We start from the raw sequence: 12,976 nt of genomic DNA on the forward strand, positions 1-12,976 counted from the left end.
GGGAAAGGAGAGTTCGGCGCCATCGGGATCGCCCGCAGCAGGCTCCAGTCACGCCGCGCGGGTACCGCAGCCTCCACGAAAAGGACGGTGGTCTACGGTCACGCATTCGCGATCCCCACGTCCCCGCGCGAATGAGCGGTCGACGTGGAAGACCGGCCGCAGGGCCGGGTAGATGGTGTTGTACCTCTGGGCCCCGGCGCCGCGGTTTGGCGCCGGGGCCCTCGTTGCGTTCCCCCCATCGCGGCAGTACTGATAAATGGAAGCACCGACGGCAGTACGGAAGGTTTCGTGACAGCACCTGAGCCGGCCCTGACCGGCGAGCAGCAAGCACCCGCGCGGGCGGTCCCGGGCGACAGCCTCGACGGCAAGTTCGAGGACGAGGACTACCCGGCCTACAGCATGGGCCGCGCCGCCGAGATGCTGGGGGTCACCCCGGCGTTCCTGCGCAGCCTGGACGCCACCAAGCTGATCGTCCCCCAGCGCTCGCCCGGCGGGCACCGCCGCTACTCGCGCTACCAGCTCCGCCTGGCGCAACGCGCCCGCGACCTGGTCGACCAGGGCACCCCCCTGGAGGCGGCCTGCCGCATCATCATCCTGGAAGACCAGCTGGCCGAGGCGCAGCGCATCAACGCCCAGCTCCAGCGGGACCGCCAGCACACCTGACCGCTACCAGGGCACCGGGCCGTCGTGGGTGAAGAACCCGGCGGTGGGGCCGTTCGCGTCGAGGGTGGCCAGGTGGACCAGGATCGCGGCGCCCTGGGCGGGGGTCAGGTGTCCGGTGTGGTTGTTGCTGTCGGTGTCGACGTAGCCGGGGGCCGCGGCGTTGACCAGGATGCCGTCCTTGCGCAGTTCGTTGGCGTACTGCACGGTCAGGGCGTTGAGGGCGGCCTTGGACGGGGTGTAGGCGGCCGAGGGCAGCAGCGCGGCGAAGGGCCCGTCGGGGTCGCTGGTCAGGGCCATCGACGCGGCGTGGCTGCTGACGTTGACGATGCGCGGGGCCGGGGAGCGGCGCAGCAGCGGCAGCAGGGCGTTGGTCACCGCGATCACCCCGAACACGTTGGTCTCGAACACCGCCCGGACCATGTCCGGCTCGACGGTGCTGGGGATCTGGTCGGTGGCGTCGGCGGGCGAGACCTGGCCCGAGCCGGTGATCCCGGCGTTGTTGATCAAGACGTCCAGATGACCGAAGCGCTCCTCGATCCACCGGGCGGCCCGCTGGACGGTGGTCGCGTCGGTGACGTCCAGGGTCAGCGCGTGCGCCTCGCCGCCCGCCGCGCGCAGCGCCGCGGCGGCTTCCTCGCCGCGCCGGGGGTCGCGGGCGCCGACCAGGACGGTCATGCCCAGCGCGGCCAGCTGTTCGGCGGCCGCGCGGCCAAGGCCCTTGTTCGCCCCGGTGACCAACGCGATCTTCTGGTGGGTGGTGTCCTCGTTCATGGCCAAGCTCCTGATCGTTGGCACGGCGTTCTGACGACCATGGAGATGCCGGTGCCCCCGCCCGTGTGACAACTCCGGCCATGTGACCTGCGTCACCCGCCACGGGTGCCGCGAAGCGGCGGGGACCGGCCTCCTACGCGCGCGGCGGGGCTCACTATGATCCGTAGCGGTTCCGCGCCCGACGCGGCCCTTCGACCAGAGGATCCGCGGTGCCCCCTGCCGACGACGCGACCCCCGCCGCCGAAGCGGACGCCTCGCCTCCCAACCCGCCTCCTAACGCCTACGGCTGCCTGTTCCCCTCCGCCGGGCTGCACGCGCTGGGCCTGGTCCTGGCGCTGCCCCCGCTGCGCTGGACGGCCGTCGGCTACCTCCTCACCCTCGCCGGCGCGATACTGCTGGCGGTCACCTGCGGCCTCGCCCGGCTCCCGGCCGGCTCCCCGGAGAGACCGCGCGCCGTGCGCGCGGCGGACCACCAGATCCTGTACGGGGCGGCGGCGACGGCCATGACCGTGGTCACGGCGGCCACCACCGCGAACGACACCGCCGTCTGGATGGGGTACCTGAGCCTGGTCCCGGTGGGCACGGGGATCTACACCCGTGGCGGCCTGCTGGGATGGGACCGCGCCCTGCCCGCCGGGGCCGTCACCGCCCTGGTGGTGGCGGTTCCCGTGCTGTGCGCCACGGGCGCGCTGTTCGCCCACGGCACCGAACGCCTCCCCGCGCTCACGGTCCTGCTGACGATCGCCGGTGTCGGGCTGCTGGGCGTGGGCCTCCTCCGCTCCCGGCGGGGCGTCGTTCCCGGCGCGGTCCTGCTGTTCCTGGTGTGCGCCCTGTTCGTCACCGACTTCACCGGTGGCCTCCACGCGTGGCTGGGCGTCGCCGGGCAGCGCGTGGACTGCCGCCACGTGGACACGACGACGTTCCGGCCGAGGGCGGCGTCGCCGGACATCGTTCACCACTACCGGTGCGGGGACCGGCGGATCGACGTCCGGGGATCCGAGGCGGGCCGCGCCGCCGACGGGGCACTGCTCGTCGATCCCACGGGCGTCTCCGACCGCGGCCTGCGCGACGCGGAGGTCCCCGGCGGGCGCGGCATGCTCTGGTGGGCCACCCTCGCCGCCGTCATCGCCGCGATGGGCGCCGTCCTCCTCCTCGGCAGAGGATCGCGGAATCCCGGGATGCGCGTCTAGCCTGACGCCATGGACAGGGTGGCGCTTCGGGCGGCGAGGGTGTTCGACGGCGAGCGCGTGCTCGACGGCCCCGTCGTGGTGTTCGTGGAGGACGGACGCGTTCTCGGCGTCGAGCGGGGCACGGCGGTGCCCGACGGATGGCCGACACGGGACCTGCCCGGCGGCACCCTGCTGCCCGGCCTCATCGACGCGCACGTGCACCTGTGCGCCGACGGCACGCCGGGCCCGCTGGACCGGCTCGCCGGACACTCCGCCGAACGGCTGGACGCCACCATCGAGGCGTCGCTGCGCGCGCACCTCGCCGCGGGCGTCACCACCGTCCGCGACCTCGGCGACCAGGACGGCGCCGTCCTGTCCTGGTCGTCGCGCGCCACGGCGGGCCTTCCCACCGTGCTGGGCTCGGGCGCGCCCATCACCACGCCCGGAGGCCACTGCCGGACGATGGGCGGCGCGGCGCGCGGCGTGGCGGAGCTCCGCGCGGCGGTACGGCGGCGGGCCGGGCAGGGCGCGCACGTCGTGAAGATCATGGGCAGTGGCGGCGTGATGACGCCGGGCACCGACACCATGCGGCCCCAGTTCACCGATGAGGAGATGCGGGCCGCGGTCGCCGAGGCGCACGCGGCCGGACTGCCCGTCACCGTGCACGCGCACGCGCTGGCCGCCGTCCGGCAGGCCGTGGACGCCGGGGCCGACGGCATCGAGCACTGCACCTGCCTCACCCCCTCGGGGGTGCGCGTCGACGACGACCTGCTCGGCGCGCTCGCCGGCGCGGGGGTCGTCGTGTGCCCGACGCTGGGATCCGACCCCGGGTTCACGGTGCCACCGGAGATCGTCGCGATGGCGGCGCGGGCGGGCCTCACGCAGGAGGCCCTGAACGAGGTCGTCGCCCGCCTCCACGCGGGCGGGGTCCGGCTGGTCGCCGGGACCGACGCGGGCATCGGCCCGCCCAAGCCCCACGGGCTGCTGCCGGTCGCCCTCCGCGAGTACGCCGGGTGCGGCATGCCCGCGACGGACGTGCTGGCCGCCGCCACCTCGGCCGCCGCCGCGGCCTGCGGCGTGGCGGACCGCAAGGGCTTCGTCCGCCCCGGCCACGACGCCGACCTGCTCGCCGTGGACGGCGACCCCGCCACCGACATCACCGCGCTGGCCAGGCCCCTCGCCGTCTACCTGGCCGGGACCCCGGTGGCGGCCGCCTGACGGCCCCTCCCCGGCCGCCCTGTCCGGATCCGGCGAGAAACCGCGGGCCGGGGCGGGCCAGCATGGAGGCGTGACGACGTATTCCGCGGTGCGGACGACCGGGATCTACTGCCGTCCCGGGTGCGGGGCCAGGCCGCGCGCCGAGAACGTCCGAACGTTCGAGCTGGCCGCCTCGGCGGAGGCGGCGGGGTACCGGGCATGCCTGCGCTGCCGTCCCTACCGGGTCGCCGGGGCCGTGGCCGGGACGCTCCCGAGCTGGTCTGCCGCGCGGTCCAGCTCATCATCGGCGGCGCGCTGGACGAGGCGGGCGAGGCGGCGGTGGGGGCCCGGCTCGGGATGTCGGCGCGGCACCTGCGGCGCCTGTTCCGGGAGCACCTGGGGGCGACCCCGGACCAGCTCGCGCGTTCGCGCCGCGCGCACTTCGCCCGGCGGCTGCTCGACGACTCGGACCTGCCGGTCGCGGACGTGGCGTTCGCGTCGGGGTTCGGCAGCCTGCGCCAGTTCAACCGGGAGATGCGGCAGGTGTTCCGGGCCACGCCGCGCGAGCTGCGGGAGCGGCGGCGGCGCGGCGACCGGCTCGCCGCCGACGGCGGGCTCGCGCTGCGGATGCCGTTCACCGCCCCCTACGACTGGGACGCCGTCGCGGGGTTCCTCGCCGAACGCGCGGTGCCCGGCGTCGAGTCGGTGGAGGCGGGGGTGTACCGGCGGACGATCACCCTCGACGGGGCGCCGGGGACGCTGGAGGTCGGGCCGGGCGGCGCGGACCACCTGCTGCTGCGGGCGCACCTGCCCCACTGGGAGGGCGTCATCCACGTGGTGGAGCGGGCGGCCCGGCTGGTGGGCGTCGACGCCGACCCGGCCCCGGCGCTGGAGCGGCTGGCGGCGGACGCGACGTTGGGGCGTCTGGTCGCCGCGCGGCCGGGGGTGCGGGTGCCGGGGGCGTGGGGCCCGTTCGAGGTCGCAGTCCACGCCGTCCTGCGCCAGGAACTCGACGCCTCGCGGGCGCGGCGCGGCCTCGGCGCCCTGGTCGCCGCCCACGGGACGCCCGTCCCCGGGCTCTCCCACGGGCTCACGCACGCCTTCCCGTCCGCCGGGGTCCTGGCGGAGGTCCCCGCCGGCGACCTCGGGCCGTCGGGCCGGGCCGTCAGCGCCCTGGCGCGGGCGGTGGTGTCGGGGCCGTGCTCCTCGACGGCGGCGCGTCACCGGAGGCACTGGTGGCGGCGCTGCTCGCGGTGCCGGGCGTGGGGGCCGACGCCGCCCACCACATCGCCCTGCGGCTGGGCGCGCGCGACGCGTTCCCGGCGACGGACCCGGCGGTGCTGGACGGGCTGCGGCGATGCGGGATCGAGCACGGGGACCCGGCCGAGGCGTGGCGTCCCTGGCGCGCGCTGGCCACGATGCACCTGCTCACCGAGGCCCGGTGAGGTGAGCCGGGGGACGGTCCCCCGGCTCGGCTCTCACGCGGGCGCGGTCCGCCCGCCCAGCAGGTCGTTGAGCTCGCCGTACCCGGCCTCGATGTCGGCGGTGACCGGGACCGACACGGCGGCGACGATGCGGCGCAGCGCGGTGGCGCGGTCCAGGCCGCCCGCGTCGGCCACGCCCGCCGCCCACGACAGCCCGGCGCTGGTGGTGGCGATCGCCGCCGCGCCGGCGGCCTCGATCGCCACCGCCGAGGCCGGGTCCCAGGCGTTCGGCAGCACCAGGGGCGGCCGTTCGTGCAGGGCGTGCAGCAGGGCCGCCCGTTGATGCCGGTCAGGGAGTCGCACCGGTGATCCTCCGATCGTCGCCCCTGCGGTCACAGACCGACGACCATCTCGTGGTCGATCTCCACGAACTCGACGATCAGATCGGCGAGCTCCCCGGCGATCAGCTCCTTGTAGGCGGCCGAGCCGGTGTGGGCGTCGTAGGCGGCCCGGTCGGCGAAGTGCTCGACGAACAGCAGGTAGCCGGGCGTGCGGGGGTCGCGGTAGACGCGGAACGACAGCGTGCCGTCCTCCCGTGCGGGCCCCCGGTCCGCGAACCTCCTGACCAGCTCCTCGGCCCTGGCCTGGTTGCCGGGCTCCAGATGGATGGGGAACACCTTGGCGAGCATGGACGGATCCCTTCTCGTTGGGCTCGTGGGGACGCTCGGACGCGTCACAACAACGATCACCCGAAGGGCTGTCCCCGGTCTGGTCATATCCGGACAGGAACAAGAACCCGTCCGCCGAACGACTACGGGCGGGAGGTCTTGAGGTACGCGAGGAGCGCGGACCAGGCGGAGGCGCGCAGGTGAAGCCGGGGACCGTCCGGGTCCTTGGAGTCACGAACGGCCATGGCCTCAGCGGTCCGAAGCGGAAGGGCCGCGACCTCCACGCAGGTGCTGTCTTCGACAGCGTTACTGTGGCTGCTCTTTCGCCACGTGATCACGAATTCGCCCCCCGACCGGAAGAGGACCTTACGTCCAGCATGGCACCCTCGACCAGTTCACGCGACTCATCCGCGGTCAGCGCCACCGCCCACAGTTCGTCGAAGATGGTGGCATAGACGTCGATGCCCTCATCCCGTTCCATGAAGACACTGTTCAATCGCGATTCGAGGACCACGACGCTGAAGTTCCCCTCCTCCACGTCCAGGATGCAGAACGCCCCGTCCACTCCGGGATTGCGAGGAGCGGTGAACGGCAGGACGCGCAGGTGAACGTTGTCCTGCTCGAATGCGGCCAGCAAGTACCGTAGCTGCCTCTCCAGGACCGCCGGTCCGCCTATCTGCTGGCGGAGAACGGCCTCCCCGAGGATCGCGTACAACGAGAGCGGGTCAGGTCGGGTCAACGCCTCCTTGCGGGCCATGCGGTACTCCACCGACCTACTGAGACGATCTTCAGGCGCGTTCCCGAACGGATTCATGATGGCTCGGGCGTATTCATCCGTTTGCAGCAGCCCGAAGACGTTGGTCGGATGGTAGGCGCGGATCCTTGAAGAGTCCTGCTCCAGCGGAACGTACTCAAGAGGGGGCTTCGCCGAGACCAGGGCGCCATGCCGCTTTACCCATTCCTGAGAACGACCGGCGGAGGCCAGGCCAAGCATCTTCGCGCGCAGTTCCTCGTCCTCGACCCCGTACTTCAACAGGATGTACTCCACGTCCCGTGGACGCGTGATGACCTGCGCGTTCTCCATTCGAGCGAGTGCCGACCTGGAGAAGCGGAGGAAGGTCGCCGCCTCCTCAAGGCTGAGACCTTGCTCCTCCCGCAGACGGCGCAGATGCGCGCCTAGCCGCCGCATGCGGATCGTGGGGGGACGGTTCGCCATGGCACTCATTGTGACCAGGTGGATACAGCACCAAAAGGCGATCATGGAAAAGCGGGAATTCCCGCTTTTCACGTTTCCCGATGTCCGTCGAGCCGGTTGTGGTGGCTCACCTGGGGGTTCAGGCTGGCGGGCGACCCTTCCCGGAAGGGAGCGCGGTCATGACCCCGTGTGAGAGACGGTTCGGCTTGCTGGTGGGGCTCGCCTGGGAGCTGCGGCGGATCGGGGTCGGGTCGAGTGTCGTGCTCCCGCGCGTGGGTGAGGCCCTGCTGGTCGTGCGCGGGCCGGGGAACGTCCGGGTGTCGGTGCCGGGGGTGCGGCAGGACGACCGGTGGGCGCTGGTGTGGAGCCCCGGCCGGGTGGTGACGGCCGAGCATCTCGACCTGGCCGCGCGGGAGATCGCCGCGGACGTGCGGAGGCGGTGGACGGCTTGAACCTGTTGGGAGTCATCAGCCTGCCCGGCGTCGCGCGGTCGGCCCCGGAGGCGCGGGCGTTCGTGCGGCGGGTCGTCGGGGACGGCGGTGACCTGCTCGGCGACCTCGTGCTGTGCGTGGACGAGCTGGTCGCCAACGCCTGCGAGCACACCGCCTCCGGGCGCGGCGGCCGGGTCTCGATGCTCGTCGAGGGAACGGACGGGGCGTTGCGGGTGACCGTCGTCGATGACAGCGGCTCCGCCACCAAACCCTGTGTGCGGACCGAGGTCTGCGGCGAGGACGGGCGCGGGCTGCGCCTCGTCGAGGCCCTTTCCAGTGGGTGGGGTGTCGCGGAGGCCGGTGGGGGAACGGCCGTGTGGGTCGAGTTCCGGCGGAGGTAGCCGGTCAGCGCAGCGCGACCACCCCGGTCGCCGTACGGACGTAGAGCGTCCCGTCCGTCGGGAGCACGGCGGACGCCGTCTCCTCGTAGAGCGCTTCGTCGTTGGGCTCCTTGACGTCGATGTCCAGGCCCGTGTCGAGGGACCAGCGCGGTTCTCCGGTCGCGGCGTCGAGGGCGAGGACCGTTCCCTTCGAGGTCGCCGTGTAGACGACCCCCTCCGCGAACACGGGCGTGCCGACCCCGGCGGCGGGCAGGGGCCGGGTCCACACCTCCTCGCGGGTCTCGATGTCGACGGCGTGGACGGCGGGCTCGTCGCCGTGGGTGGCGAAATAGACCCTCCCGTCGGCGACGGCCACAGATCCGCTCGGCGACCCCGGCCGCACCCGGTGGCGCCACCGGGGCTTGCGGGTGAGGGGGTCCAGGCCGACGATCTGGTCCGTGGACCGATGGACCGGCTTCCAGATCAGTCCCTCCGCGACGGTGGCGTGCGGAGGGTTGTCCCCGTACGACTCCTCCTGCGGGGAGTACCTGAACCGCCGCTTGCCGGTGCGGAGGTCCAGGGCGAGGATCCCGCCGTGCGTGCGGTTGCCCTCCCAGCCGCAGGACAGGCAGAGGAGACCGTCCGGACCGGTCGCCGGTGCGGTCTGCACGCAGCCTTCGGCCTTCTTGTTCCACCAGAGGGGGGTCAGGTCCGGGAGGCTGAGTGCTCGCACGCCCGAGTTGAGGCCGATGAGCAGGAGCGTGTCGCCGACGACGGCCGGGTAGCCGCCACGGCCCACCTTCCGCAGGAGCGCGCCCGACCGGAGGTCGAGGATCCCGACCTCCCCGTCGTCAAGCTCCTCGCCGTCGTATCCGGCGTCGGCCAAGCCGTCGAAATAGCCCGTGCCGTCGCACACCCCGACGACGACCTGGTCCCGCCACACGTCGACGGCCGTCGTGAACACGTCGTATCCGGGGCCCGGCGTGTGGTCCTCGTCGGGGGAACGCCAGCGCCGCTCGCCCGTCGCCGCGTCGAACGCGTGCACCCGGCCTATGGAGTCACCCGCGAGGAGGGTGTCGTCCGCCAGCACCGGTGTGCCGTGCACCGGGAAGCCCGTTTCCGCGATCCAGGCGATCCGCGCGCGGTCGGGCAGCCCGGTGACCGGGTGAGCGCCGCTTCGTCCGCCGTCCGCCATTCGCACCGTCCATGCCGACCCGACCGGGAAACGAAGATCAATAATAGGCCGCGCGACGCGCAGAGGCCATTTCGCCGGGGAGAACCCCGCTGATCAGCGGGGGCGGCTGAGGGCGGCCTCGGCCAGGTCCGTCCACTGGTCGGCCGAGGAGTGGGGCACGACCACCCAGTCCTTGACCTCCCTGCCCTGTCGCGAGGGGTCGAACAGGGACGCTCCGGGCAGCTTGAGCGCGGCCGCGTGCTCGGGGGTGTCCCTGACCAGCCGGAACACCATCGCTCCGTCGCGTTGCAGGCTCGCGAACACCTTCCCGTTCCGGTCCTTGAGCGCGGGCCGTCCCATCATGCTGGAGACCGCCACACCCAGGTCGGCCAGCTCGGCGCCGACCTGCTTGAAATCCTCTTCGGCGCTCATCGTCAGCCGGTCCCCCACTCCATGACGGCAGGGCGCTCAGGCTAGTCATCCCCACGGAAATGATCAAGGTCGGAACGACAGGCCGCGTTCGCGGAGGGCCTCGCGGAGGATGCCGACCGCCTTCGGGCCGACGCCGTGGATCTTCAGCAGTTCCTTCTCCGACAGGGCGGTGAGCTGTTCCAGGCGGGTGTAGCCCTCGTGGATCAGGGCGCCGCGCGCCGGTTTTCCGATATCGGGGAAGTCCGTGAGGTCGTCGGTCATGATCGGTAGACCTTACGGGGTCGGGTTTCTCATCGGTGGACGGCATGCGGCTTTTCCTGGGGTCGGACGGGCTCGGAGCGCTGCCCGCGTGGCTGCCCGAGACGCGGCGGGCGGTGGTCGTTCCCACGGCCGCCACGCCACTGGGGTCGCCGCCGTTCGTCGCGGCGGCGTTCGCCGTGCTGCGCGGGGCGGGCGCGCGGGTGGAGGCCCTCGAACTCGCCGACGCCTCGGAACGCGACGTCGCGCGGGCGTTGCGGGGCGCGCGGGTGGTGTTCGTGACCGGTGGCTATGCGATCCACCTGCTCCAGCACGCGCGGCGGAGCGGGTTCGACCGGGTGGTGGTCGAGGCCGTCCGGGAGGGGCGGCTCGACTACGTGGGGATGTCGGCGGGCGCCGCGCTGGCGGGTCCCGATCTGGAGTGGTTCCGGGACGCCGGGGATCCGGGGGTCGTGGGGTCGGCCAGGGGGCTGGGGCTGGTGCCGTTCACCGTGCTGGCGCACCGGAACCGGGGGCGGGCCGAGCGGCACGACCGGCTCGGCGGCCTCTCGATCAGCGACGACCAGGCCGTGGTGGCCGACGGGGAGCGATGGCGGATCATCCCCTCCCCTTCTTGTTGCGAATGATTTGCAATAAGCTGGCGCCGCCGATCCCGAGGGGGGAACATGCCGGTCAGGCCCGAGGTCGTCGATGACTGGGTGCGGGGGTGGACGGTTTCCCGTGGAACATCGGCCCCCGTCGCGGTGCCGGACGGGTACCGGATCGACGTCGGGCGGCCGGGGCACCTGGTCCGGTACGTGGTCCCCCGCTTCGACCCCGAACGCCTGCGACGGCTGGCCGGGTCGCTGACCGGGCCGGGCACGTGGCTGAAGCTGTTCGCCGACCCGGCGGACGTGCTGGCGGCGCTGCCGGACGGCTGGAAGGAGGACGCCCCCTGCTTCATGATGACCGCCGCGCTGCGGACCGCCGAGATCGCGCCGCCCGACGGCTACTCGCTCTCGGTCGTCGAGGAGAACGGCGTCCTGCGCGCCGTCGTGCGCGCCCGGAACGGCGACCTCGCCGCCCGGGGGCAGGCGGGCCTCGCCGGGGAGGCGGCCGTCATGGACCAGGTCGAGACCGATCCCGCGCACCGGCGGCGGGGCCTCGGCGGGCTCGTCATGACCGCGCTCGGGCACGGGGCCGCGCTCCGGGGCGTCGGGCGGGGCGTGCTCGGCGCGACCGTCGAGGGCCGGGCGCTGTACCTGTCGCTGGGCTGGGAGGAGCACTGCCCGCTGGTGTCGGTCTACCGCCCCTGATCCATGGCCTCGTCCCGCAGGACGCTGTAGAGGACGCCGTCGCGCCAGGCCCCGTCGCGGAACGTGACGCTGCGCATGACCCCCTCGCGGGTGAAGCCCGCCTTCTCCAGGGCGCGCTGCTCGGCGCGGTTGTCCACCTCGGTGCCCGCCTGGATCCGCACGGCCTGGGTGTGCGCGAACAGGTAGCGGACGAGCCGGCGCTGCGCCTCGGTGCCGATGCCCCGGCCGCGCGCCTCGGGCAGCAGGTTGATGCCGATCTCCCAGCAGAACGAGGAGCGCGAGGTGACGACCTTCCACCAGGCCACGAACCCGTGCGTCTCGGTGTCGGAGCAGACCATCAGCATGCTGCGGTCCGTGCCGAGCAGGCCGTCGTCGGCCCAGCGGCGGCGCCAGACGTTCGGGTCCGACCAGCCGTACCACTCGAACGCGCCCGTGGCCTCCGGGTCCGTCAGGTAGCGGTCGAGGACGTCCAGGTCGCCCTCCAGTACGGGACGGAGCCGCACGGGGGCGGGGACTGAGGTGTCAACGGGCTCGGCGCTCACAGGTCACGCATCGTAGGCCCGCATGGCGAGCGCGGCCACCCTCTCCAGGTCTTCCCTGCTCGCGCCGTCCTGGGCCTGGCGGGACATTCCCTGGATGACGGCGGCGTAGTAGGTGGCCAGGGCGGTGACGTCGGTGCCGGCGGGCAGGCGGCCCGCGCGGACGTCGTCGGCGACGCGTTCGCCGATGGCGCGCTTGGACGCCTCGCGGTGGCCGCGCAGCTCCTCGACGACGTCGGGGTCGGCGCAGTTGGTCGCGGCGGTGATGATGAGGCAGCCCGGCGGGTGGGCCGGGTCGGTGTAGTCGGCGGCGGCCCGCGTGAGGACGCGTTCGATCGCGGCGCGGCCGGTCGGCTCCTCGCGCAGGGCCCGCGTCGTGGCCGCGCCGTAGGTCTCCTGGTAGCGGCGGATCGCCTCGGAGAACAGCGTCCGCTTGTCCCCGAACGCCGCGTACAGGCTCGGCGGGCGGATCCCCATCGCGCCGGTCAGCGCGGCGATGGAGGTGGCCTCGTAGCCGTCGCGCCAGAACGCCACCAGGGCCTTCTCCAGCGCCGCGTCGCGGTCGAACGAGCGGGGCCGGCCCGCGGTCTTCGTCATACCCGGATTCTATAGCGATCGATACAGCTTGACCTCAAGTTAAGTCGAGGTCGCAGTCTGGGGGGCAGGCCGTCGAACCCAGTCATCCGACAGATTCCCCCGGCGGCCCGGCCCCGTAGCTTCACAGAAGTCGAAAACCGGCTCTGATCAGGGAAAACAGGAGGATGTCATGACCGAGCAGCCGCTGCGCGTCGCCATCATCATCGGCAGCACCCGGGACGGCCGGTTCGGGCCGACCGTCGCCCGGTGGGTCGAGGAGCAGGCGGGCGGGCACCCCGGGCTGGACGTCGAGGTGATCGACCTGGCCGACATCCCGCTGCCGCACGCGCTGGGCACCCGCCCCGCCGACCCGGCCGGGCTGGACCGGGCCACCACCGCGCTGGAGACCGCCGACGCGTTCGTCGTGGTCACGCCCGAGTACAACCACAGCTTCCCCGGCGTGCTGAAGAACTTCATCGACACGCACTTCACGCAGTGGCAGGCCAAGCCGGTCGCGTTCGTCTCCTACGGCGGGATGGCGGGGGGCCTGCGGGCGGTCGAGCAGCTCCGGCTGGTCTTCGCCGAGCTGCACGCCGTCACCGTGCGCGAGTCGCTGTGCTTCCACAACCCGTGGAACCGGTTCGGCGAGGACGGCCGCCCCGACGACCACGAGTCCGCCTCCGTCGCCGCGAAGAAGATGTTCGAGCAGCTCGCCTGGTGGGCGCACACCCTGCGCGACGCCCGCGCCACCCGCCCCTACGCGGCCTGATCCCCCCGCTTCCCCCGCGAACCCCTAGGAGTTCC

18 protein-coding genes and 2 pseudogenes are annotated in these 12,976 nt (G+C 73.2%); 10 read left to right on the forward strand and 10 right to left on the reverse strand.

The genetic code is table 11. From position 1 onward, the window contains the following. The first annotated feature begins 399 nt into the window (after positions 1-399). Complete coding sequence (locus HNR61_RS09850) at positions 400-663, forward strand: MerR family transcriptional regulator (protein ID WP_182843198.1); 264 nt, start codon at positions 400-402, stop codon at positions 661-663. 3 nt (positions 664-666) lie between these two features. Here the strand turns inward: HNR61_RS09850 and HNR61_RS09855 are convergent, their stop codons facing one another. Beyond that, the gene (locus tag HNR61_RS09855) at positions 667-1,434 is read right to left on the reverse strand and encodes an SDR family NAD(P)-dependent oxidoreductase (RefSeq protein ID WP_182842804.1); all 768 of its coding nucleotides are present in this window, start codon (positions 1,432-1,434) and stop codon (positions 667-669) included. 209 nt (positions 1,435-1,643) lie between these two features. Between HNR61_RS09855 and HNR61_RS09860 the strand changes: the two genes are divergently transcribed. The 4 genes and pseudogenes from HNR61_RS09860 to HNR61_RS47495 form a co-directional block, all read left to right on the forward strand. Next, on the forward strand, positions 1,644-2,624 hold the full coding sequence (locus HNR61_RS09860; RefSeq protein WP_182842805.1) for a hypothetical protein: 981 nt from the start codon (positions 1,644-1,646) through the stop codon (positions 2,622-2,624). Between the two features lie 9 nt (positions 2,625-2,633). After that, positions 2,634-3,821 carry an amidohydrolase family protein gene (locus HNR61_RS09865; RefSeq protein WP_182842806.1) on the forward strand — a complete coding sequence of 396 codons (1,188 nt, stop codon included), beginning with the start codon at positions 2,634-2,636 and terminating at the stop codon, positions 3,819-3,821. Between the two features lie 88 nt (positions 3,822-3,909). Beyond that, positions 3,910-3,978, forward strand: a pseudogene (locus tag HNR61_RS50440) (Ada metal-binding domain-containing protein); the annotation flags it as partial. 179 nt (positions 3,979-4,157) lie between these two features. Further along, positions 4,158-4,754: pseudogene (locus tag HNR61_RS47495) on the forward strand (AlkA N-terminal domain-containing protein); the annotation flags it as partial. A 524-nt stretch (positions 4,755-5,278) separates the two neighbouring features. Here the strand turns inward: HNR61_RS47495 and HNR61_RS47500 are convergent. From HNR61_RS47500 to HNR61_RS09890, 4 genes are all read right to left on the reverse strand, one after another. Continuing rightward, the gene (locus HNR61_RS47500) at positions 5,279-5,620 is read right to left on the reverse strand and encodes an isocitrate lyase/phosphoenolpyruvate mutase family protein (RefSeq protein WP_312897830.1); all 342 of its coding nucleotides are present in this window, start codon (positions 5,618-5,620) and stop codon (positions 5,279-5,281) included. Further along, positions 5,617-5,913, reverse strand: a complete 297-nt coding sequence (locus HNR61_RS09880) for a putative quinol monooxygenase (RefSeq protein ID WP_182842808.1) — start codon at positions 5,911-5,913, stop codon at positions 5,617-5,619. Before HNR61_RS09880 ends, HNR61_RS47500 begins: the two co-directional genes overlap by 4 nt. 122 nt (positions 5,914-6,035) lie before the next feature. Next, positions 6,036-6,230, reverse strand: coding sequence for a DUF397 domain-containing protein (locus HNR61_RS09885; protein ID WP_182842809.1), 195 nt, complete (start codon positions 6,228-6,230; stop codon positions 6,036-6,038). Then, the gene (locus HNR61_RS09890; RefSeq protein ID WP_182842810.1) at positions 6,227-7,108 is read right to left on the reverse strand and encodes a helix-turn-helix domain-containing protein; all 882 of its coding nucleotides are present in this window, start codon (positions 7,106-7,108) and stop codon (positions 6,227-6,229) included. The genes HNR61_RS09885 and HNR61_RS09890 overlap by 4 nt, the downstream gene beginning before the upstream one ends. Before the next feature lie 158 nt (positions 7,109-7,266). Here HNR61_RS09890 and HNR61_RS09895 point away from each other — a divergent pair, with 158 nt between their 5' ends. Together HNR61_RS09895 and HNR61_RS09900 are read left to right on the forward strand one after the other, a co-directional pair. Next, entirely contained in the window at positions 7,267-7,539 is a 273-nt protein-coding gene (locus HNR61_RS09895) for a hypothetical protein (protein ID WP_182842811.1), read from the forward strand. Continuing rightward, positions 7,536-7,919: an ATP-binding protein gene (locus tag HNR61_RS09900; RefSeq protein ID WP_182842812.1), complete on the forward strand. Its 384-nt coding sequence runs from the start codon at positions 7,536-7,538 to the stop codon at positions 7,917-7,919. The genes HNR61_RS09895 and HNR61_RS09900 overlap by 4 nt, the downstream gene beginning before the upstream one ends. A 4-nt stretch (positions 7,920-7,923) precedes the next feature. Here the strand turns inward: HNR61_RS09900 and HNR61_RS09905 are convergent, their stop codons facing one another. From HNR61_RS09905 to HNR61_RS09915, 3 genes are all read right to left on the reverse strand, one after another. Continuing rightward, positions 7,924-9,093 carry a PQQ-binding-like beta-propeller repeat protein gene (locus tag HNR61_RS09905; RefSeq protein ID WP_182842813.1) on the reverse strand — a complete coding sequence of 390 codons (1,170 nt, stop codon included), beginning with the start codon at positions 9,091-9,093 and terminating at the stop codon, positions 7,924-7,926. Between the two features lie 93 nt (positions 9,094-9,186). After that, positions 9,187-9,504, reverse strand: coding sequence for a hypothetical protein (locus tag HNR61_RS09910; protein ID WP_182842814.1), 318 nt, complete (start codon positions 9,502-9,504; stop codon positions 9,187-9,189). 63 nt (positions 9,505-9,567) lie between these two features. Next, complete coding sequence (locus tag HNR61_RS09915; RefSeq protein ID WP_182842815.1) at positions 9,568-9,765, reverse strand: helix-hairpin-helix domain-containing protein; 198 nt, start codon at positions 9,763-9,765, stop codon at positions 9,568-9,570. Between the two features lie 44 nt (positions 9,766-9,809). Here HNR61_RS09915 and HNR61_RS09920 point away from each other — a divergent pair, with 44 nt between their 5' ends. Together HNR61_RS09920 and HNR61_RS09925 are read left to right on the forward strand one after the other, a co-directional pair. Then, on the forward strand, positions 9,810-10,388 hold the full coding sequence (locus tag HNR61_RS09920) for a Type 1 glutamine amidotransferase-like domain-containing protein (protein ID WP_182842816.1): 579 nt from the start codon (positions 9,810-9,812) through the stop codon (positions 10,386-10,388). 39 nt (positions 10,389-10,427) lie between these two features. Beyond that, on the forward strand, positions 10,428-11,057 hold the full coding sequence (locus tag HNR61_RS09925; protein WP_182842817.1) for a GNAT family N-acetyltransferase: 630 nt from the start codon (positions 10,428-10,430) through the stop codon (positions 11,055-11,057). Here the strand turns inward: HNR61_RS09925 and HNR61_RS09930 are convergent. Together HNR61_RS09930 and HNR61_RS09935 are read right to left on the reverse strand one after the other, a co-directional pair. Next, complete coding sequence (locus HNR61_RS09930; RefSeq protein WP_182843199.1) at positions 11,045-11,560, reverse strand: GNAT family N-acetyltransferase; 516 nt, start codon at positions 11,558-11,560, stop codon at positions 11,045-11,047. The genes HNR61_RS09925 and HNR61_RS09930 overlap by 13 nt on opposite strands. 42 nt (positions 11,561-11,602) lie before the next feature. After that, entirely contained in the window at positions 11,603-12,193 is a 591-nt protein-coding gene (locus HNR61_RS09935; protein WP_182842818.1) for a TetR/AcrR family transcriptional regulator, read from the reverse strand. A gap of 169 nt (positions 12,194-12,362) precedes the next feature. Between HNR61_RS09935 and HNR61_RS09940 the strand changes: the two genes are divergently transcribed. Then, on the forward strand, positions 12,363-12,941 hold the full coding sequence (locus HNR61_RS09940; RefSeq protein ID WP_182842819.1) for an NADPH-dependent FMN reductase: 579 nt from the start codon (positions 12,363-12,365) through the stop codon (positions 12,939-12,941). The last annotated feature ends 35 nt before the right edge of the window (positions 12,942-12,976 follow it).

This window comes from Actinomadura kijaniata, from assembly GCF_014138665.1.
GTDB classification, from domain to species: Bacteria; Actinomycetota; Actinomycetes; order Streptosporangiales; family Streptosporangiaceae; genus Spirillospora; species Spirillospora kijaniata.